18 protein-coding genes and 2 pseudogenes are annotated in these 19,919 nt (G+C 43.4%); 6 read left to right on the forward strand and 14 right to left on the reverse strand.

What is annotated here, in order from left to right:
• Nucleotides 1-260: 260 nt before the first annotated feature.
• The 4 genes from AC5590_RS00330 to petN all read right to left on the reverse strand — a co-directional run bounded on the left by AC5590_RS00330 (nt 261) and on the right by petN (nt 1,281).
• Nucleotides 261-620, reverse strand: coding sequence for a type II toxin-antitoxin system PemK/MazF family toxin (locus AC5590_RS00330; RefSeq protein ID WP_169267824.1), 360 nt, complete (start codon nt 618-620; stop codon nt 261-263).
• A complete protein-coding gene (gene mazE / locus AC5590_RS00335) occupies nt 607-837 on the reverse strand; it encodes a type II toxin-antitoxin system MazE family antitoxin (protein WP_169267825.1) in 231 nt (76 codons plus the stop codon). Before mazE ends, AC5590_RS00330 begins: the two co-directional genes overlap by 14 nt.
• Before the next feature lie 149 nt (nt 838-986).
• On the reverse strand, nt 987-1,184 hold the full coding sequence (locus AC5590_RS00340; protein ID WP_169267826.1) for a hypothetical protein: 198 nt from the start codon (nt 1,182-1,184) through the stop codon (nt 987-989).
• A gap of 7 nt (nt 1,185-1,191) precedes the next feature.
• The gene (petN, locus tag AC5590_RS00345; protein WP_048868680.1) at nt 1,192-1,281 is read right to left on the reverse strand and encodes a cytochrome b6-f complex subunit PetN; all 90 of its coding nucleotides are present in this window, start codon (nt 1,279-1,281) and stop codon (nt 1,192-1,194) included.
• Between the two features lie 301 nt (nt 1,282-1,582).
• Between petN and AC5590_RS00350 the strand changes: the two genes are divergently transcribed.
• From AC5590_RS00350 to AC5590_RS00360, 3 genes are read left to right on the forward strand one after another with little or no spacing between them, the layout of a single operon-like run.
• Nucleotides 1,583-2,047 carry a hypothetical protein gene (locus tag AC5590_RS00350; protein WP_348982752.1) on the forward strand — a complete coding sequence of 155 codons (465 nt, stop codon included), beginning with the start codon at nt 1,583-1,585 and terminating at the stop codon, nt 2,045-2,047.
• Between the two features lie 33 nt (nt 2,048-2,080).
• Nucleotides 2,081-3,463 (forward strand): cytochrome P450, encoded by a 1,383-nt coding sequence (locus AC5590_RS00355; RefSeq protein WP_169267827.1) that lies wholly within the window; start codon nt 2,081-2,083, stop codon nt 3,461-3,463.
• Between the two features lie 11 nt (nt 3,464-3,474).
• Nucleotides 3,475-3,813, forward strand: coding sequence for a carbon dioxide-concentrating mechanism protein CcmK (locus tag AC5590_RS00360; RefSeq protein WP_169267828.1), 339 nt, complete (start codon nt 3,475-3,477; stop codon nt 3,811-3,813).
• Between the two features lie 167 nt (nt 3,814-3,980).
• On the opposite strand, the gene AC5590_RS00365 is transcribed toward AC5590_RS00360, so the two are convergent.
• The 10 genes and pseudogenes from AC5590_RS00365 to nrdJ (AC5590_RS00410) form a co-directional block, all read right to left on the reverse strand.
• Nucleotides 3,981-4,967 (reverse strand): phosphate ABC transporter substrate-binding protein, encoded by a 987-nt coding sequence (locus AC5590_RS00365; protein ID WP_169267829.1) that lies wholly within the window; start codon nt 4,965-4,967, stop codon nt 3,981-3,983.
• Between the two features lie 422 nt (nt 4,968-5,389).
• Nucleotides 5,390-6,850 carry a cobyrinic acid a,c-diamide synthase CobB gene (locus AC5590_RS00370; protein ID WP_169267830.1) on the reverse strand — a complete coding sequence of 487 codons (1,461 nt, stop codon included), beginning with the start codon at nt 6,848-6,850 and terminating at the stop codon, nt 5,390-5,392.
• 359 nt (nt 6,851-7,209) lie between these two features.
• The gene (gene opcA, locus AC5590_RS00375) at nt 7,210-8,589 is read right to left on the reverse strand and encodes a glucose-6-phosphate dehydrogenase assembly protein OpcA (protein ID WP_169267831.1); all 1,380 of its coding nucleotides are present in this window, start codon (nt 8,587-8,589) and stop codon (nt 7,210-7,212) included.
• Between the two features lie 94 nt (nt 8,590-8,683).
• Nucleotides 8,684-10,213, reverse strand: a complete 1,530-nt coding sequence (gene zwf / locus AC5590_RS00380; protein WP_169267832.1) for a glucose-6-phosphate dehydrogenase — start codon at nt 10,211-10,213, stop codon at nt 8,684-8,686.
• A 273-nt stretch (nt 10,214-10,486) separates the two neighbouring features.
• On the reverse strand, nt 10,487-11,632 hold the full coding sequence (gene tal, locus AC5590_RS00385; protein ID WP_169267833.1) for a transaldolase: 1,146 nt from the start codon (nt 11,630-11,632) through the stop codon (nt 10,487-10,489).
• Between the two features lie 157 nt (nt 11,633-11,789).
• Entirely contained in the window at nt 11,790-12,839 is a 1,050-nt protein-coding gene (gene fbp / locus AC5590_RS00390) for a class 1 fructose-bisphosphatase (RefSeq protein ID WP_169267834.1), read from the reverse strand.
• A 517-nt stretch (nt 12,840-13,356) separates the two neighbouring features.
• Complete coding sequence (gene rbp / locus AC5590_RS00395) at nt 13,357-13,632, reverse strand: RNA-binding regulator (RefSeq protein ID WP_169267835.1); 276 nt, start codon at nt 13,630-13,632, stop codon at nt 13,357-13,359.
• A 396-nt stretch (nt 13,633-14,028) separates the two neighbouring features.
• Nucleotides 14,029-14,256, reverse strand: a complete 228-nt coding sequence (locus AC5590_RS00400; RefSeq protein WP_169267836.1) for a ssl0294 family protein — start codon at nt 14,254-14,256, stop codon at nt 14,029-14,031.
• 177 nt (nt 14,257-14,433) lie between these two features.
• A pseudogene (gene nrdJ / locus AC5590_RS00405) lies at nt 14,434-15,504 on the reverse strand (ribonucleoside-triphosphate reductase, adenosylcobalamin-dependent); the annotation flags it as partial.
• Between the two features lie 588 nt (nt 15,505-16,092).
• Nucleotides 16,093-17,319, reverse strand: a pseudogene (nrdJ, locus tag AC5590_RS00410) (ribonucleoside-triphosphate reductase, adenosylcobalamin-dependent); the annotation flags it as partial.
• A 228-nt stretch (nt 17,320-17,547) separates the two neighbouring features.
• Between nrdJ (AC5590_RS00410) and AC5590_RS00415 the strand changes: the two are divergent.
• The 3 genes from AC5590_RS00415 to AC5590_RS00425 form a co-directional block, all read left to right on the forward strand.
• Complete coding sequence (locus AC5590_RS00415; RefSeq protein ID WP_169267837.1) at nt 17,548-18,141, forward strand: Npun_F5749 family FMN-dependent PPOX-type flavoprotein; 594 nt, start codon at nt 17,548-17,550, stop codon at nt 18,139-18,141.
• Nucleotides 18,142-18,292: 151 nt separating this feature from the next.
• Nucleotides 18,293-19,294 carry a helix-turn-helix transcriptional regulator gene (locus AC5590_RS00420; protein ID WP_169267838.1) on the forward strand — a complete coding sequence of 334 codons (1,002 nt, stop codon included), beginning with the start codon at nt 18,293-18,295 and terminating at the stop codon, nt 19,292-19,294.
• 400 nt (nt 19,295-19,694) lie between these two features.
• The coding region (locus AC5590_RS00425; RefSeq protein ID WP_169267839.1) for a hypothetical protein at nt 19,695-19,919 on the forward strand (225 nt) is incomplete at its 3' end.

Genomic DNA, 19,919 nt, shown 5'->3' on the forward strand with positions numbered 1-19,919 from the left:
TGTACTCCTTATTTGCCTTTTACGGGTTTGTTCGGTTAGGTGCAAGATGTGAGTTAAGAAAATGCCAGCGCAGGCGTTACTCTTGCACCAAGTAGCAAGAGGACTTAGTACAAGCTTGCACAAGCTCGTAACGTATTTTAAATATAGTATATTTATTAGCTAAGTCACCGAAATAACACGTAGAGAAAACAGAGATTGCCTAAAAAATCTGCACAATGCGATCGCCTAATTCTAATTTTTCCAATAGCTACTTGATAGCCTTAAACCACAAATCCTAAAATGATATTTAAAGCTATACGAATGAGTTCCCAATATTCTTCTTCCAACACACCCACCAAACCCAACACGCGACGATGATCAACAGAACGAATTTGCCCAACATCAATAAAACGATCTCGATCTAATCCATTTGTTGGCGTTGCTTTCACGTTGACAACATATGGAGCTTGTTTACTTCCAGGTCGAAATGGCATCACAATTGTTAGCAATCCATACTGATTCATAATGTCATTTTGCACAACCAAGCAAGCCCGGATTTTTTGCGCCTCAGCCCCTACAGTTGGATCAAGGTTCACCCAACGAATTTCTCCCCGCCGATAAGTTAAGTTACTCTCTGGCATTAATGCCATCCCCGACAACATTATCCCAAGCGGCAATTTCAGCTTGATACTCTGAATCTTCAGCATCCTGCTTGAGTGCTGCAATCATTTCTGCTTCCAAAATCCGGCGGCGGTGTTGTGTCAGCAACGCATTAATATAACCACTGCGGTTGCCCTGTGCCTGCTGATCTATAAACTGGAGAACGTCTTCTTCTAAGGTAATTGTGACTTTGATCATTTAGTATTACCTTTTTGTCTTACTAAATAATCATACTACAAAAAGTCTCTGCACTTTTCCCCCTTTAGCACAAAAACGAAGCGCAAACAGACAAAGACGCTAGGAAATACTCTACCTCCTAGCGCCTCTGCCCAAGATTTCAAGCAGAATTATTTTTTCTTCTTAGGCTTGGGAGCAGTGTTCTTAGAAGTGGTGCTAGAACTAGCGCGTCGCATTTCGCGTTTTTCATCTTCTCGCAAACGGCGATCGCGCCAACCTGCCAGCGTCAAATAACCAACGCCTCCCGTAACTGCTACAAGCAGCACCGCAGCAACTGAAGCCAAAATAGTCAAGAATGGAATTTCCACGATTCTCTTAGAGTCCGTTGCGACCCCAAACTACCATTGAAATTGACCAAGTGAAAACAACAAGTAAAGCAACCCAGCCGAGTGTCAAAATTTCCATAGTGCTACTTTTAAACTCAATAGAAACGTCTCTAAGTTTAATAATACTAGAAGCCCGTTCAGAACTAAAGTTTGGATTCCTCATTGACACTCCCCTAACTAAAAGTTAAGGGATTCACAACGTATTCCTTGCGGAATGTTGTTATCTTGCGTTTAAACAAGTTCCCCGGCACACCCCGTTCGCCCTTTCGGGCAGAGTGTTATTTCCTTGAACCTCGTCAATTCGAGCGTAGGGCGTTTACTTTCCCCAAGTCCTGGGGTAGGTTTTTAAGTCTTGTACTGACGTATCTATTCTAACATTTGTGAACAAGATTTTAGATCCTCAACTGATGACAGAACGCATTGAATCCCTCAAAGCTGGGATACTCGCAGGTTTGAGCCTGATGATAGCTTTTTTTCTCACCACGTTGCTGAATAATCTGGTGCTAGCAAAATATTTTGAGCGGCTCGCCAGTCTGGCGATCGCATCGCTAGATTTACAATTGTTGCTCAAGCTTGGAATTGCAGTTTTTTGTGGTTTGCTGTTTGGCGTCACTTACCGCTATATCATCCGCTCAGATAAAAATCCTCAATTGAAAGCTGGGGGAGTGTTAGCGTTTGGCTTAGTACGCGGTTTAACCCAAGTCGATGTTGGGCTGTCATATTCTAGAGATATATTGCCTTTTGTGGTTTTGGGAGTCGAAAGTATTTTGTGGTTTGTGTTGGCAGCATTTTTTCTTGATACTGCCATCCAACTCGGCTGGATTAAGCCTTTTCAATCAAATTGATGCATAAAAAATATAAATTGTCAAGATAAGCAGATGAATTTACCCAATCCTGTCAAAACCCCATCTTTTTTACAACAAATCCAATGGATTACTGATCCTGTAGGATATATGGAAAGTGCAGCTCAGCGGTATCCTGACATTTTTAGTACTGCGGTAGCTCCTGTTGAGGATGCTTTAGTATTTGTGAACCATCCCCAAGCAATTCAAGAAATTTTAACCAGCGATAGAAAGAAGTTTGCAGCCCTGAGTCGGGAGAACAAAATTTTGCAACCCTTAATAGGGGATAGTTCAGTGATTATGTTGGACGGCGATCGCCACAGACGACAACGCCAACTCCTAATGCCCCCCTTTCATGGGGAACGGATGCGAGCCTACAGTGAAATAATTCGCAATATAACTGAAAAAGTTTTTAGTCAGCTACCACACAATAAACCTTTGTCGATTCGGACAGCAATGCAGGAAATTTCCTTGCAAGTCATTTTACAAGCTGTCTTTGGCTTATATGAGGGAGAACGTTGCCAACAACTCAAGCACTTATTCAGTGAAATGTTGGAGGTTTTTCAGTCACCACTCAGTTTTAGCTTCTTATTTTTTCGGTTTCTGCAAAAAGATTTAGGGGCTTGGAGTCCTTGGGGAAGGTTTTTGCACAAACGTCAGCAAATTGATAAATTGCTTTACGCTGAAATTGCTGAACGCCGTGCACAAGATGATCCAAATCGCATCGATATCCTCTCATTGCTAATGTCAGCACGGGATGAAAAGGGTAAACCGCTGACGGATAAAGAGTTACGCGATGAGTTAATGACTTTGTTATTTGCTGGACATGAAACTACAGCAACAGCAATGGCTTGGGCATTGTATTGGATTCACCATTTGCCACAAGTTGGTGAAAAACTCCTCCAAGAACTGGGGACTCTCGGCGACTCCCCAAATCCCATAGACATTGCACGATTACCTTATCTGAGTGCTGTTTGCAATGAAACCTTGCGTATTTACCCTGTTGGATTCTTGACATTTGGTAGAGTCGCGCAAGAACCCGTTGAGATTCTGGGACATCACTTAGAGTCTGGTAAGGTAGTCTTTGGTTGCATTTATCTTTTGCATCATCGTGAAGATTTATACCCGCAGCCCAAGCAGTTTAAGCCAGAGCGCTTTTTGCAACGCCAATATTCACCCTATGAATTTATGCCTTTTGGGGGTGGTGCCCGTCGCTGTATTGGTGAAGCTTTGGCTGTGTTTGAAATGAAGCTTGTTTTGGCAACTATCGTGTCACGCTATCACCTTGCACTTACTACCAATCAACCAGAACAAGCTCAACGACGAGGAGTAACCCTTGCTCCTAGCGGTAAAGTCAAGATGATGATAACAGGAGAACGGAAGTTTCAAGAGTCTCCAAAAGCTGTAGCAAGTGTTTAGAGTAAGTAAGCATGACTTTAGCACTTGGCATGATTGAAGTTTATGGCGTTCCTACAGCAGTAGAGGCGGGGGACGCCATGTGTAAAGCTGCCCGTATCACTCTTGTTGGGTATGAAAATACTGATTTAGGGCGAATTACTGTGCTTATCCGGGGAGCAGTAGGTGAGGTTAATGTTGCGATCGCAGCAGGACTTGAGGCGATACCGCGAGTGAATGGTGGTGAGGTGCTTTCTCATCACATAATTCCCCGTCCCCATGAAAATTTAGAATATGTTTTGCCGATTTATCAATCAGTAAATATTGAGCAATTCAATTCTGATATCCTATTTCCACCGCCATTGTCGGCGTAAAAACTGTTGAATACTGAGTTCTCGTCCGCCTAGGACTGTAAGTCCCAGGCTCATAGCCAAAGTCCATTAAAATGGACTAAAAGTACAACTTGTTTTTGAGTATATTTCAACAGTATTTTATTTCAGCATTAGTGGTTTATTTGTAATGGTGTAAGATATCAGTCAATCTACTTCAATGGAATAAAACCTACTCGCTGAACAATCTGTTGTCCACCAGGGGAGATAGCAAAGTCAATAAATTGTTTTGCACCGGGACTGGTTTTACGCGGTACGACTAAATAAACGACTCGACTAATAGGATAAGTACTATTTTTAATTGCAGCTTGATCAGTAGGAGAAATTCCATTTACAGAAACAATACGAACCGTTTTTTGATTTTCTAACTGGGAAACTGTGCTGTAAGTGATGCCATTATTACCTAACTCACGTAATAGCGCAGTCGTTTCATCTTTCTTGATTGTGGTGAAATTTGTACTATCAGGTGCAAAAGACTCCTCCAACAGCACAACTTCCTGAAAGAATGTATATGTACCACTATCTGGAGAGCGATTAATAACTTTTATTGGTAGGTTAGAACCTCCTAGTTGTGACCAGTTAGTGATTTTTCCTTGAAAAATTCCCTTCAACTGTTCCATAGTCAATTCCCCTTTATACGGGTTGTTGACGCCTACTGCTATAGCCAAAGCATCGCGGGCAATTGGAACTTGTACGAGTCCAGATTGTGCTTCATCAGCTTTTAGGGGACGTGAACTAGCAGCCATCAACACTTTGCCGTCTTTCAAGTTTTGAATCCCTTTATTGGTACCATTGGGACTACCATTTGGTAAACCATAAGTTGTGGGTAACGAAGGATTTACTGGATTAAACGCAATTTGCAGCTGCTTGATCAAAGCGACTATTGTGACGCTACCATCAATTGTGAGCACGCTTGGGTTGGGCAGACTGGTATCCAAGTTTGATGTGTTAAAACCTTGAACTGTACTGGGTGTCGCAGTTTGCTGTTCAGAAGAATTGGCAGAAGGTTGAGTCTGTTGGTTGGATGCAAAAGGCAAGCTATTTCGGAAGAACCACACACCAAACCCTAAAAGCCCTAAAGTGACGAGCAGAGATAGCACCAAAGTGAATGTTTCTTTACTGTTGCTTTTATTAGCCATGAGTGCTTGCAGGTATTGGGAGTTTGTAAATTAGTATGGTCTAAATAGTGGCTAGTATTCCCTAGAACGCGGCTTCAGCTATCAATAGATGCGCCGAATAAACCGCTATCTCTATGCTACAGAAGTCTTTACGTATGTGGTGCGATCGCTCCGCGCAGAGGGCTTCTTCAATTTCAATGTCTGCAAATTCATCAAATTCAAGCTTTTTGCAATATTCCTACTACTCCCTTCCCGGTGCAAGATTACCTATCTTCTTTTTGATTTTCTTGGCGTCCTTGGCGACGCCAGTCACCTACGGAGGAGCCAGTACTGCGGGAGGGTTTCCCTCCGCAGGTATCTGGCGTTGGAAACCCTCCTGCAGCGCTGGCTCGTCTTGTTGCTAATCGTTAAATTAGCTATTCTTCTGGCGGGAAGGGAGTAAGTTAATGCGTACACGAGATTTTAGTCAATTGAAATACACAACACTCCTCTAAAAATCGCTTTGGAATATCTAGACTATCTCCCCAATGTTGATGAATGTAGGAAGCATGTAGAGATGGAAGCAAATTCCACCCTTCATCGCCTGTGGATTCTTCGGAGTCGTAGCGATAAGTTTGAAACAATGGCGAATTGGGAGTTGAAATTAAGCGGGAACGATGAAACTCATGTCCGTAAACGGTTGCACCTGCACTAACCAACAGACTATCCTGTAAAGCAACTGCTCGACGATACCCTAAGGTAAGACGCTTACCCATCACGGCTGTTGTAGGCAATACTCCTACCATTGACCAAGATTTCTCCTCAAAATCGACGATTTGCTCGCATAGATACATTAATCCGCCACATTCAGCAATGGTAGGCATTCCAGAGAGAATTGCTGTTTTGACTGCATCGCGGACGCTGTTGTTTTGGGCTAGCTGTTGGGCAAAGACTTCTGGAAAACCACCGCCAAAATACATTCCTTGCACGTCTTTTGGTAATCCAGCGTCTTCTAAAGGACTCCAAAAAACCAGTTGTGCACCCAACTGCTGTAGCAAGTCAAGATTGTCTTGGTAATAGAAATTGAAAGCGCGATCGCGCGCCACAGCAATCCTTATGGAAAGTGGGGAGTGAGGGACTGAAGGAGTGAGGGAGTGAGGGAGTGAGGGAATAACTTCCCTGTTTCTTTGACTCTCTCCCTGTCTCGTTCTCGTCTCCTCTGTCCTTAAAAGTGGTAACAACCGTTCCCAGTCAAAGCAAGTATTTCCCAAATGGGCGAGTCGGTCAATTAAAGCTTGTAGTTGAGGAAGTTCTGCTGTCGGTACTAAACCCAGGTGTCGGTCTGGAATTGTAATATTTTCCTCACGCCGCAGCACCCCAAGAATTGGTAGTTGGAGAGGTTCTAGGGCATCTTTGAGAAGGGATAGATGGCGATCGCTTCCCACTCGATTAAGTACAAGCCCAGCAATTTTGACTTTTTGGTCAAATGAGCAATAACCGTGTGCGATCGCAGCCACAGAACCAGACAACCGACTGCAATCTATCACCAATACTACAGGTAAATTCAGTAACCGCGCTATATGAGCCGTACTAGCAAAGTCATTTGCCCCACCCCAGAGCTTGGGGAGGAGTTGAGGTGGAGTAACTCCATCAAACAGCCCCATCACTCCTTCGATTAAAGTATATTCACTTAGCTGAGAGTTATGAGTAAAACATTGCTTAATGTACTCTTCTGATGTCAGCACAGGGTCTAAATTGCGACAAGCGCGACCTGTGACGTGCTGATGAAACATCGGGTCGATGTAATCCGGACCAACTTTGAAAGATTGTACTTGTCTACTTCGTTGACACAAAGACGCCAAAAGGGTGAGCGTGACTGTCGTCTTGCCCACCCCACTGCGTTCTCCTGCAATAACTAAAGCCATAAAGAAGTTAAAAGTTACCAAAAAAGAACTCAGAACACAGTTGTCAGAACTCAGAATTAATTATAAGCACAGGCTGACCCTAAGCGACTTGCCTTGAGCGCAGCCGAAGGGTTTTTGAACAGTTAAATCAAGAGGACTTTATCCGTGGGGATATTCTGTGTTTTGCGTTCTTCTTAAAGCTATTGACTTTTATACAACTTTGTGAAATATTCTCATAATTATCCCCTCTCCTTTATAAGGAGAGGGGTGCCCGTGAGGGCGGGGTGAGGTCTTAACGAAGAAGAGGGGTGCCCGTGAGGGCGGGGTGAGGTCTTAACGAAGAAGAGAGGTGCCGTAAGGGCGGGGTGAGGTCTTAACGACTAACGTTTTGCTCCCAACTTGAGCATTTGAGCTGTAAGTGCGAGACCTTCTTCAAAAAGTGCCTCATGACCCCAGCGTTGCACCTGTTGGCTGAGTAAAACTTCTGCTTTTTGCTCGGAAAGTGAAGTCACTTGTCGAAACACACCACTAGCTTGGGCACCACCTTGTGTTTCCATCCGCATACAACCACCAGTTTCTGAACAGATCAGAGTTCCGCAGTTTGCCTCTGGATTTGTGGAACTAAGCCGCAATGCAATCAAATCACCAGGAATGTCACCCGCATCACCAACTGGGACTCCTGCTAACTCTGCTTCTATTTGCCGTTGATTCTGTGCAAGAAACTGAATTTTCGTGATGTCGTAATCTCCGCTTTCTTTTTGATAAGAAACAGGATGCCATTCTAGGCGACTTGCTAGCCAACCCAAAAACATCAGTGCTTGTACGGAGTTGCCTTTTTCATAATCAATGTTAACTCTGTCGATTTCTACTAAGGCAGCACGACGTTGGGGTGGATCGTAAGCTTCGGCTGTTAATTCCTGCCATCCAGAAAGACGACGCCAGTTCAAATCAGCGAGTGGAATATCAGATTCTACCAACTGTTGCAAGTTGAGCAAATCAGTTTCTGACTTGTTAAAGTAGCAGGAGTCCACAATCACATTGTTACAAACTGCCGATAGTCTCTTGAACAAACCGTTGTTAAGGTCTGGTGTTGCTTTCCACCAGAGAAACTTGGGCAAGCCACCAATTAACAATGCTTGAATCATCCCACCAACCCGTTCTAAAGCAGCAGCCGTTCCTGTGAAAGTAATGTATTCACAGCAAACGAGTGCACTTGCGGACTGCTTTTGAATTGGGCAGTAGGCAGAGACTTGAGCCGTTACCCCTACATCTTCGCCACCTATTGGAGACAGGGCAATAATCCGACAGGGGTTACGGATGGCAATTTCATCAGCAATTCGAGGGCTACTGGCATCTGGAGCATAAGATCCACCATTAGAACCGTTTTGGACAGTTGCCCCATTACTTTGACGTTTGGAGAGTTCTTGCCGCAAGACAGCAAGCGTTTCTTCTGTTGCTATTCCTGTCTCTGTCAAACCATGAGTTTTTTGTACTTCTCGCAACGCTGCTTGTGTTTGGGGACCGAGAATACCATCAATAGGACCTTTGTAAAGTCCCAAACCAGCCAATAGATACTGGGTTTCCTCGGGTTCGTAAACAACCAAAGTAAATGTTGTGGCGCGAGTGGCAGCAGGAAGTGCGCCATCTTCACCTGCAATACCGTAACTTTGCCAAATCTGACTTAGTTCCGCTTCAATATCTGTAAGCGAAACATCCTTGGGAGCTTGAAGTGAAAAAATTGTAGAAGCTTGGGAAGTCATAACAATTGAAGTATGAAGTATGAAGTTATGAAGTATGAGTTGCAGAAGGATAAAGGAGAAAAAATTTTATTTCTATCCTTTACCCTTCATTCTTCTATAATCTGCGCCAACGGCGACCATCTTGGTTAATTAACAACTCCGCTTCGGCTGGTTCCCAAGTGCCAGCTTCATATCGGGGAACGGACGCGGGGTCACTTGGCGTATCCCAAACAGAGAGGATTGGTGTCACCACCCGCCAAGCAGCTTCCACTTCGTCTGCCCGTGTGAATAATGTCTGGTCGCCCATCATACAATCTAAAAACAGGCGATCATAGGCATCGGAAGTTGCTTGGATACCAAAAGAACCATAAGTAAAGTCCATGTCAACGGAACGGGTACGGAATGCCGCTCCTGGCATCTTGACTTCAAAGCGTAGAGAAATTCCTTCGTTAGGCTGAATCCGCATTGCCAAAATGTTCCCAGCCATTTGTTGAGCTGCAGATGGAAACATCCGCGAAGGAACTTCACGGAAGTGTATGGAAATCTCACTGACTTTTTTTGGCATCCGCTTACCAGTACGCAAGTAGAACGGAACTCCTTGCCAGCGCCAGTTATCAACCAGAAACTTCACCGCCACGTACGTGGGTGTTGTGGAGTTTGCAGCAACTCCGGGTTCTTCATGATAACCAGGCACAGGTTTACCCTTCATCCACCCAGCATTATACTGACCCCGTACTGCAGAACGGTGGAGATTTTGGACATCAGCTAATCGCGTGGCTTGGAGCACCTTCACTTTTTCCGTACGGATGCTCTCAGCATCTAGGGAATTGGGAGGTTCGATCGCACTCATGCAAAAAAGTTGCATGAGGTGGTTTTGCAACATATCCCGCAGTGCGCCGGAGCTTTCATAGTATCCAGCTCTGTCTTCAACTCCCACAGTTTCTGCCACAGTGATCTGAACGTGATCAACAAATTGGCGATTCCATAAGGGTTCAAAAATCGCATTGGCAAAGCGAAACACCAATAGATTCTGAACTGTTTCTTTCCCGAGGTAGTGGTCAATCCGGTAGACTTGCTGTTCTTTGCAATATTTCTGCACCACTCGGTTCAGACTTTGGGCTGATGCCAAGTCGCGACCAAAAGGTTTTTCAATGACTAGACGATGTTTGTCGGGGTCTTCCAGCATCCCCTGTGAGCCAAGTTGCTTGATTGCTTCTGGAAAGAAATTTGGTGCCACAGACAGGTAGAACATCCGGTTTCCCCGTGTTCCCCTTTTCTCGTCTAACTCACTTAATAATTTATTGAGTTTCTGATAAGTTTCTGGCTTATCCATATCACCAGAACTGTAGAAAAGACCTTGGGAGAAGTCTTGCCAGAGTTCCTCCGCACCGACACCGCCATGAGCTTCTTCCATGCCCTTGCGCATTTGTTCGCGGAAGTATTCATGGCTCCAGTCGCGACGTGCTACGCCAACAATGGTGATTTCTGGTGGAATGCGTCGTTCTTGTCGCAGTTTGTACAGTGCTGGTACGAGTTTGCGCCAAGTCAGGTCACCGGAAGCACCAAAGATAGTTATAATCTGAGGTTCCGGCATCCGTTGCTGTTGCAGACCAACCCGCAGGGGATTTTCTAGCAGACTGACCATAACAATTTTGGGGTTTGGATGTAAGATTTGCGATTAGAAATTGGGGAAATTGTCCCTTTTGGGGATTAGGGACAATAGGAATTGTTAGTCGTTAGTTGTCAACTAGTTATCAGTTATCAAATAATTGATAACCCTTCGGGTTCGCCCTTCGGGTTCGCAGTCGCCTACGGAGGGAGACCCTCCTGCAGCGCTGTCTCACCAGTTGCCTACGGAGGGAAACCCTCCTGCAGCACTGGTCTCACTGTTCACTGATAACTGATAACTGTTAAGTTCTTACACAGGAGACAACTGTTTAACCTTGCTTTCCAGGGAGTTCATCAGTGATTCAAAGGGCTTGACAAACTTATCGATACCTTCAACGAGCAGTTCGTCCATGACTTTGTTGATATCAATGTTGATGTCTGGGTCTTTGAGGCTTTCTATCAGGTTATAAGCTTCTTGTGTGCCTGTTTCAATGCGGCTGGCGACGTCGCAGTGGTCAGCACAAGCTTCAATTGTGGCAGGTGGCAAGGTGTTGACAGTGTCCGGACCTACGAGTTCATCAACATACATCACGTCACTGTAGCTGGGGTCTTTGGTGCTGGTGCTTGCCCACAGGAGGCGCTGTACTTTTGCTCCCTTGGCTGCTAATGCTTTCCAGCTGTCTGTCTGAATAATCTTTTTGTATTCTTGGTAAGCAATTTTCGCGTTGGCGATCGCTACTTTTCCTTTGACATCTCTAAGCTTAGCTTCCAGGGCAATATCATCAACGCCTTTTTTTAATTTTGCGTCAATTTTACCATCAATATTCGAGTCAATCCGGCTGAGGAAGAAGCTTGCCACAGAGGCAATTTTGCTAATATCCTTACCTTCGGCTGCCCGTTTTTCTAAACCAGTAATGTAAGCCCAAGCTGTTTTGATGTAGCTGTCAACAGAGAACAACAGCGTAATGTTGACATTAATGCCATCAGCGATGACTTGTTCAACTGCAGGTAAACCCGCTTTTGTACCGGGAATTTTAATCATGACATTTTCCCGACCAATTTCTTGGTAATAGCGACGGGCTTCTTTGATTGTTGCCTGTGTATCATCAGAAATGCTTGGTGGAACTTCGATGCTGACGTAACCATCCAATCCATCGGTTGCATCATAAACCGGGCGTAGGATATCACAGGCGTTGCGGATATCTGCAAAAACTAGCGATTCGTAAATTTTCTCTGTTGGTAATCCAGCCTTGATTCCTGCTTCTATATCAGCGTCATAAATCGCGTTTCCGGCGATCGCTTTTTCAAAGATGGCTGGATTGGAGGTAATCCCACAGATGCCTTTGTTTTCAACCTGGTCTTTGAGTTCGCCAGATTGAATAATATCACGGCTCAAATTATCCATCCAGATACTTTGACCGTAGTTTTTGATTTCCAGTAATTGATTAGTTGCCATAGCTGTATTTGTTTGACTCCTGCTTCTAATGTATCTAAGTGACGTTTGTCAAGTTGTTAGTTGTTAGTCGTTTTACTCACTGATGACGACTAACGACTAATCACTTGGTTATGCCTGAGGTGCCTACTACACCTTCAACTGCGCTTTCTACGCTCTTCTAGTGACCGTTTTGAATGAAAGACTCTACCTTTGCAACATTTTTTGGGCTTCCAATAATTAAAGGTGTGCGCTGGTGTAGTTTTTTCGCTACTACCTCTAAGATATCCATGTGTCCAGTAGTTGCGCGACCACCTGCTTGCTCAATAACAAAAGCCAAGGGAGCAGATTCATAGAGTAAGCGCAGTTTACCTTCTGGTTTCGGAAGTGTCCCTGGGTAGAGAAATACACCGCCTTGAAGCAAAATTCTGTGGATATCACTTACCATTGCCCCACTATAGCGAGCGGTATAGCCTTCTGTTCTGTGGACATAGCGGACATATTCCCGAATCGACTCATCCCACTGCCAGAAATTGCCCTCGTTTACGCTGTATACAGGACCGTGTTCAGGAATCCGGATGTTTTCTTCAGTCAGGATAAATTCCCCTAAACTAGGGTCAAGGGTAAACGAATGAACTCCCCTACCAATAGTATAGACTAGCATTGTGCTAGGGCCATATAATATGTACCCTGCTGCAAGTTGGTGGCGTCCAGAAGCTAGCAGATCAGCCGCTTCACCATTGAGATCACTTCCTTCCTGTTGCCGAATTGAGAAAATCGAACCCAAACTGAGATTTGTATCGGTGTTGGATGGGCCATCTATGGGGTCATACAAAAGAGTGTAACGACCTATGGGGCAGTTTTCTGGAATGTAATAGGGTTTTTCCATTTCCTCAGAAGCGAGGCGACAAACTAAACCGCTTTGCTTGAAAACTGAGATAAACACATCATTGGCATAGACATCCATCTTTTTGACGGATTCTCCCTGCACATTGACATCCCCTGTAAATCCGAGAACCCCTTCCATTAAACCTGCATGGCTGAGGCGACGAGCAATCAGTTTGCCAGCTAGGGCGATCCGATTCATGAGCGCACTCAGATCCTGTGCTTGAGGTGAGAAGCTCTGAAGTTGCTGCAGAACATGACGGGATAATGTTGTACAATCCCGATCTAACGCCTTGTCTGCCACAACGTTCGTATTTAACTCCAAAGATTCCGGCGCTCTGGCCATTTTTTAACCTCCCTAGAGACTAGGTGTTTATTGGGTTGATCCCATCCGTTGCAACTTGTGGTTGCTGCCTCTATCTTAGAAAGGTAATTTGACAACTTGAATGTGATTTTAGATAAACTAAAGAAATGAATGAAATATGAGTCTATACAACGCTGAGTCATGTGTCTCGAATGATATATTTGAGTAACTCTACTCAGTTTTGCGGAAAATTTAGATACAATATTAGTTTTTGTGATTGATCGAGGTATGCGCTGACACGCCTGGAATGAAAGAAACACCATCTCCCTTCTTCCCTATTAAGAGTTAAGCGTTCGGGTGTTCCCTGTTAAGCGTTCCCTGTTTAAGGTTGGAAAAGCCGACTCATCATGACTATGATTTTGGAGTCACAACAAAGTCGGGCATCACTTTTGACTTTAGCGAATTGTTTAATTTGTTGTTTCTAGATATTTCAGCAATAAATAGCTTGCATAACTAGAAAACAATCTGTTATTATGATTATTCATCGCTCTTGAGACTATTATCTTTTAACCCAACTACCTCGTCGCTCCTCCTCGCGCGGTTTAGACTTATTAACCCTGAGTTGACGACCCATCCATTCAGCGCCATCTAGTGCTGTAATAGCTGCATCCTCTTGGGAGTCTTCGCTCATGTCTACAAACGCAAAACCGCGTAAGCGGCCAGTTTCGCGGTCAGTAGGTAAGACAACTCTTTTGACCTCGCCATATTCTGCAAATACTACTCTTAAATCTGCTTCTGTGGCGCGGTAGGAGAGATTTCCAACGTAAATAGTCATGTGAATCACGTAAGTCGCAACGAATAGCGAATAATTCAGCTTTCAAGCAAGCAAGCAAACAAACAGCCGAAACTGGTTGCCTTTCGCCTGACTCACCAATAGCAAAGATTGCAGGTAAAAAATTCAACGAAGTTGAACATTATTACGACTTCGCCAGCGGTTGGAGTGAATTTTCGCATACGCTACATATGATAACTGATTTTGTCAATTTTCTCAGTATGAGATTTTACAATCGCAGAGCAATTGCAATTAGCTTAACTTATAGGTTCTAGTACAATCTATAGTCAATCAAGTTTTGTTTTATTTTTTTACCCGTTTATTGCAAAGATACTAAGCTTTGCTTAGTATCTTTACTGATTTCGGTGATATCTCCAAAAATCTTGGTATATTTGAACTTTATTCAATGCTAATCGACTGAGGACCACCAGCTTTGCCGTTCTGTGCTTGAGCAGATTGAGTGGTAAAAGTCGTATAGCTACTTGAGTTGAGTTGCTCACTGAGCCAGCTTTTAACAGGATCGTCAGCAAGGTTGAGTCGTAGCAAACCGGAAACGAAACCGCCTAGAAAAGAAAGTGGATGGTGGGTGAATTGTTGAAATATTGGTTTCAATTCATCAACGAACATGAAGGTTCTCCTTTAAAAATGACCTTTGTTAAGGCGATCGTAACTCAAGATCTCTTTTAACTTCTAGTTGATCGTTAGCTTCTTCGCCCTAAGCCCCGCACCATAGCCTAAGGCTTGGTGACGGGATATAAAGCGGTTAAACAAGGGGGAACTTCTAAGAGCAAATTGCCTGATTATTTACATCAAGGTTTGTTCAGGCATCATACACTTATCAGAGTCGCAACCTGCTGGTCCTGCTTCGATTAAGTCGCCGAAATCATAGCGGCTTAAAACAGCATGAAAGTCTTCTGTTTTGCGGTGCATTTCCACTTCTTTCATCAACTGTTCGTACCGTTCTTTTGTTATCGGCTCAAAAGGTAAGCGAGGAAAAGTTTGAAGATCGTCAAACCGTGCCAGAAGTGCAGCACTGATGTAGCCTTCATCATTTTTGATGGCTTCGTATATCCGAGTTCCTAAAGTTTCAACCTCATTTTCTCGTAACTCAATGGTGGCAGAGGTGTTATGTGTGACATAAAATCTCTGTACCTGCATGTAGAAATCTATTTGGGCGATCGCACTAAATTGACTGATATCTATTTTATCAGCACCTGGTAAATCAGCCCAAGATACAGCAACTGGGATTTCGACCAACCATTCGCTAACTCGCGGATCGAAGGGGTCATTCAACAATGTACCGTCGTCATCTTTATCTGATTGGGAGGGTATAATACTGTACCCATACTCAAGACAAGCCAACGCTACGGGATCATTTTTGCGACAGGTAATACGACGTATAAATCTTTGTGCTTTGGGGGGATGCCATCCCGGGCTAGCACCTGTTAACAGAGACTTGGTACCGCTTGGTTGAACTGTGGTGCAGCGGTTTGGACGTTTTAAACCGTGGCGATCGCAGTAATCCCAAACAACACGATGTACAGTCTGTTTCCAAAAACTTAAGTATTCCTCCTCTTGACGCTTAAACACCAATCCTTCAGCAGTTGCAGGTCTTCCTTTTTCCCACCAACGTAACCAATCAACCCCAAAAGCATGAACAAAGAAATCAAATAACCCAGTAAAAGAAACACCGACAATTGGGTCTAATTTGCGGCTGTACTGGTAACGGGCTTCAATAAAATTGTGATGTAGAAGTGCTGCTGCAGAAAGTGCACCAGCGGTGAAAGCTTCTTCCTGTTCTTTGTAGTTATTTGGATCAATTTGGTTGAGGTGAATTTCTGAGAGATTGCAATGAAAATTTGAGCCAATAATTTCCAATTTTGTTATCCTAAAGGCTTTTTATCCCTTAGTTCTGGAGGTTTCCCTCATAGCCATTGCTGGGATACAACTGGTCAATTCCAGTTCAGTTCAGCATAACTTTTCTACCATTTTGTAGCCGGGGACTCGTGGGGGTATTATATTCTCTTCACTTATCAGTTATCAGTTACAGCCTTCCTAAATAGGATATGAACATCATCCTCTTGTTCTCTTTCTTTTCTTTGCGTCCAAAGACAGCGGGAAGCCACTGAGTCCCAAGGGGACACGCTGCGCGTTCGCCCTCTGGGCGTGCGCTTGCGCTTACGTGTCTATGCGCCTTTGCGGTTCATTTTTTTGTTCACGACTTATCTAGGATTGCTGTATCACTGCTTAACTATGTGGTGAAAAGGTTCAACTCCTATGCGTTGCACTACCTTAGACTTTTAAATAATAAGGTTAGCTCAAGATTAGCATACAGTAATGAATGAGTCATTTCATAGTTAGTTAATAATAGTTTTTCAAAATTTAAATAACAATTAAAAACTCACTTTTTCTGCTTAGCCTTCCTTGAATTTCCCCGGTTTTTAACGTGAGGCAAAATTATCTACCACACGGATTTAAAGCGTAACGAGCCAAGCGATGCTCTAGTTCACTTTCCGGAATTTGAGGGTAATTCTCTTGCAACCAATCTTTGGCTTTCCCCAAAGTGTAAGCCTTAAGAAAATCTACTTTGTGTTCGTGATTTTTCAAAAGGTCACAATTAGCTCTAGCGATAGCTTCACCAGCCCATTGAATTGCACCTTCACCACTGTAATACTGTTTGCGGACAGCATCAATACATTCTTCTAATGTGGGCTTTTGGTGAAAAACTCTTGTATGGTTTGCCATCCTTAAAGCATCACGCTCTGGATCGATGCGCCAATTACCATTTTCATCCTGCTGCCAAAGATTATCCTTAGCATCTGCAAACAAATTATCCTCACTTGAGCCTTGACGCATTCCAGCTGAGCGCCTAATATTACCGGCAACAATTGTGACAGCTGCTTCATCAATCAATAAACAGCACTCAACAGAATTTAACTGTCGTCCAACAGCTTTATTCAAAATGGATGCACAATGCTCATACAGTTCTGGTAATTTTACAGGATTCGCAACTCCTCCAAAACCCTTGAGTGGCTCTCCTGCTTGACGTACGTCGCTAATATCAACAATAACTTGAACATCTTGTGAAAATCTTTCATCGGTTGAAAGTTCCAACAAACTTTGATAAGATTGCACCCAACCTTGACGGCTATCTCCAACATAGATAGTGACAAGATGACTCTCTATTTTGACTTCTGTCTGCTCACGACGCTGACTAGGAGGAGTCGTACCAATTTCACCTTGCACTTGTACATGAAGGTGATTACGGATAGGGGGCAACTTGTTGATATATTGTGGTTCTAAAACTGCTCCAGTCCCGCAGCCCATCATTGCTAAATCCATCATCAACCCGAAAGCACTCCAGTCTTGCAGGTTGGTAGACGTACAGTTATAAGCCCCAGAAAAGTTTTGTTCCTCTTCGATCCAATTTGTGCCGCCAACCCATAACCAACGTCCGCTGGGTAATGCTTTCAAGTTTCGCTGCATCCGTTGTATGATATCAGCTTCGTGTGGAAGTAATTTACCAAGAGTGATGAAGCTATCGATAGTGCGATCGCACACCTGATCCCAAGTCTCTCTCACTCCAGCCTCTTGACGACGGCTATAGGTTCTAAAAAACACTGGATTAGCAGCTGGGGCAGTTTCTGGAAATTTTGCACCTTGGCGTTTCTTTTCAAGTTCACGAACCATAGATAATCAAGCCTTGTTGCTCACCGACATAGATTATGACTATACGCCAAGTGCAATGAGAAGATAAAGATTGAAAAATTGTAAGATTTGCGCTGTGTGCCTGGCTAGACTGATTGCAGTATAATTTTCCTATATCTAAGCTGTCACACCTTTGATTTGCACACAGTTCACAGGCAAAATGTTTGCCAGCACCCGACTCTGTTCTTTTTGAATTTTAAATTTTAAATTTTGAATTTTGAATTACCTATTGCTCCTTGGCGTTCTCCTCTTGGCCGTGCCCTTCATCGTAACCGTAGCCAGCCATACTCCCGCTACTTTCAACTTGCAACAGTCCAAACTGACGGACGCCCAGCTAATCGCACTGTTGTGTTTCGCAGCTTTCTAGGCGATACTAATTTGCTAAAAATTATCGTTGACACACGCAGCCAAAAATTCGACCAAATACTCCATCAACCTTGGGCAGAAATTTGCTGGTACTTTACTATTACTCGCGAACAGTTCCGCATTGCTGGACAATTGTCTCTCATCGACGCCAATCATCCTGACTCAGAACTGCAAAAAGCTCGTCAGCAAACGTGGCAAGACCTTTCAGACAATGGTCGTGTACAATTTGCTTGGCCCCATCCTGGAAAACCTAGAGATGATCAAGAAGCTTTCTCATCTTCTGTTGCTGATCCCGCTCATCCTCCACAAAACTTTTGCTTGTTATTGCTCGATCCCGTGCAAGTGGATCATTTAGAATTGCGTGGCGATCCCCAAAATCGTTGGTGTTATCTGAGAGATAATTCTCAGAATTGGTCTACAACTGCGATTAATCCGTAAATAATTTTTGCTTTCCTTGAAGTTTAATTGCTGTCGAATCGCTTCTACTTCTAGCACAGTCAAGCTAACTAAGTACAAAGCAGATATTCCTTAGGTGTAGAAGCGGTGATATGCTTAATGCATATTAATTTCATTTAAAAAAATATATATAATGGCGTCAACCATTTCTGTAGATGACTACTACCAACTTTGGTATGATAACAACAAAAATATTCAGCAAAGCGATCCAAGCGACAGTTCTGATGTCAGTTATATTTGTCCACCACAGTTTGGCAGAGGGTACGAGCGCTGCATTGAACTACGTGATATCAGCTTGATGATTATTGATGAGCAATTCCACGATGATTTGATTTTTGAAAGCAAATCTGAGGAAATGTATGTTGATGAAACGGAAATTGGTTTTCACCTGGCTGGAAATTACAACTGTCTCGATGCTGGCAAAAATTTCATTTATAGCGATGGTTTCTATGGTACTGATACCAAAGTTGTAGCTTTAGGACAGAAGCGGCTTCTCAAGGTTGATATTCATTTCAAACCTCATATATTGAGTAGTTTTATTACAAATAGGACAGAGCAAATTCCTCCAGAATTAAAAAGATTACTTGAGCCTAACAAACAAGGTAATCGTAATCATCAAGTCGATACTACCACTGCGGCGATGCGGTTGCCGCTAGAGCAAATTTTGAACTGTCCTTTTCATGGATTAACCAAACAAATTTATCTAGAAGGTAAATGTTTAGAGTTAGTTGCTTTGAAATTGGAACAATTAGCCCAGAGTAACCATGAGTCAACAAAATCGACTCTTCTCAAACCAGATGACATAGAACGCATATATCAAGCAAAAAACATTTTAATTCAAAAATTAGACAACCCCCCAACACTAATACAACTGGCGCGACTTGTTGGATTAAACGATTACAAACTCAAGATAGGATTTCATCAAGTTTTCGGTACAACTGCATTCGGCTATCTGTACCAGCAGCGAATGGAAAAAGCACGCTTACTGGTTTTAGAAGGGAAGATGAGCGTTAAAGAAATAGCGCGTGCGACTGGTTATCAAAACCAGAGTTATTTTAGTGTCGCTTTTCGGAAAAGATTCGGGGTTAATCCTAAATCTTATCGCTTTAACGATGAGTCAAAAATTGGTGGGTGATATCAAGTTTTGTACGTGGCGATAGCTTCGGTGGAGCATAGCGGCAGATCGCTCCGTGAATACTGTCAAGAAACCACATTTCATTAAGAGTCTGATTGATTAGTGTTTATTGCCAAGAGAACCGAACTTCCACCATACACTTGTTTACTGGTTAAAACAGACTTTAAAAAAAGGGAATCTTTTAACTATACCTAAAAAATGCGGGTTCATCATAGCAAAATGATTGGCATTTATAAAAAAATCCGTAGAGCGTTAAAAAAAATCCGTATACCAGCTAAATAAGTCTTCCGGAAAACAGCCAATCCAGATAATCTTCTTGAAATATGTTCTTAACTGGTGTGGGTGAAAACCTTCTAAACCGGGAACAAAAATATTAAAAATATTATGGTGTGAGGAGATTATGCGCAAACAACCCCAATCACTAATTGGTTTGTGGCTTGCTGGTGTAGTGGTTTTTGCTCAACCTGCGTGGGGGAAGGAGCGAGTTAAACCAATCGGACAGATTCAGCGAGTCAGTGAGGTTGACAAAACTACGACATCGACTCAGCGTAGCAATGCTCCTACTGAACACGCTCTTGGCGATGCAAAGAATCAACAATCACGTCTAGCAACCAATTCCGGGTTG

This window comes from Brasilonema octagenarum UFV-OR1 (assembly GCF_963888615.1).
GTDB classification, from domain to species: Bacteria; Cyanobacteriota; Cyanobacteriia; order Cyanobacteriales; family Nostocaceae; genus Brasilonema; species Brasilonema sennae.

Excerpts from the sequence above, each read along its gene's own strand:
- AC5590_RS00330 (WP_169267824.1), bottom strand. The coding sequence starts at position 620 with ATGCCAGAGAGTAACTTAACTTATCGGCGGGGAGAAATTCGTTGGGTG.
- mazE (WP_169267825.1), bottom strand. The coding sequence starts at position 837 with ATGATCAAAGTCACAATTACCTTAGAAGAAGACGTTCTCCAGTTTATA.
- petN (WP_048868680.1), bottom strand. The coding sequence starts at position 1,281 with ATGGAAATTTTGACACTCGGCTGGGTTGCTTTACTTGTTGTTTTCACT.
- AC5590_RS00355 (WP_169267827.1), top strand. The coding sequence starts at position 2,081 with ATGAATTTACCCAATCCTGTCAAAACCCCATCTTTTTTACAACAAATC.
- AC5590_RS00360 (WP_169267828.1), top strand. The coding sequence starts at position 3,475 with ATGACTTTAGCACTTGGCATGATTGAAGTTTATGGCGTTCCTACAGCA.
- AC5590_RS00365 (WP_169267829.1), bottom strand. The coding sequence starts at position 4,967 with ATGGCTAATAAAAGCAACAGTAAAGAAACATTCACTTTGGTGCTATCT.
- AC5590_RS00370 (WP_169267830.1), bottom strand. The coding sequence starts at position 6,850 with ATGGCTTTAGTTATTGCAGGAGAACGCAGTGGGGTGGGCAAGACGACA.
- opcA (WP_169267831.1), bottom strand. The coding sequence starts at position 8,589 with ATGACTTCCCAAGCTTCTACAATTTTTTCACTTCAAGCTCCCAAGGAT.
- zwf (WP_169267832.1), bottom strand. The coding sequence starts at position 10,213 with ATGGTCAGTCTGCTAGAAAATCCCCTGCGGGTTGGTCTGCAACAGCAA.
- tal (WP_169267833.1), bottom strand. The coding sequence starts at position 11,632 with ATGGCAACTAATCAATTACTGGAAATCAAAAACTACGGTCAAAGTATC.
- fbp (WP_169267834.1), bottom strand. The coding sequence starts at position 12,839 with ATGGCCAGAGCGCCGGAATCTTTGGAGTTAAATACGAACGTTGTGGCA.
- rbp (WP_169267835.1), bottom strand. The coding sequence starts at position 13,632 with ATGACTATTTACGTTGGAAATCTCTCCTACCGCGCCACAGAAGCAGAT.
- AC5590_RS00400 (WP_169267836.1), bottom strand. The coding sequence starts at position 14,256 with ATGTTCGTTGATGAATTGAAACCAATATTTCAACAATTCACCCACCAT.
- AC5590_RS00420 (WP_169267838.1), top strand. The coding sequence starts at position 18,293 with ATGGCGTCAACCATTTCTGTAGATGACTACTACCAACTTTGGTATGAT.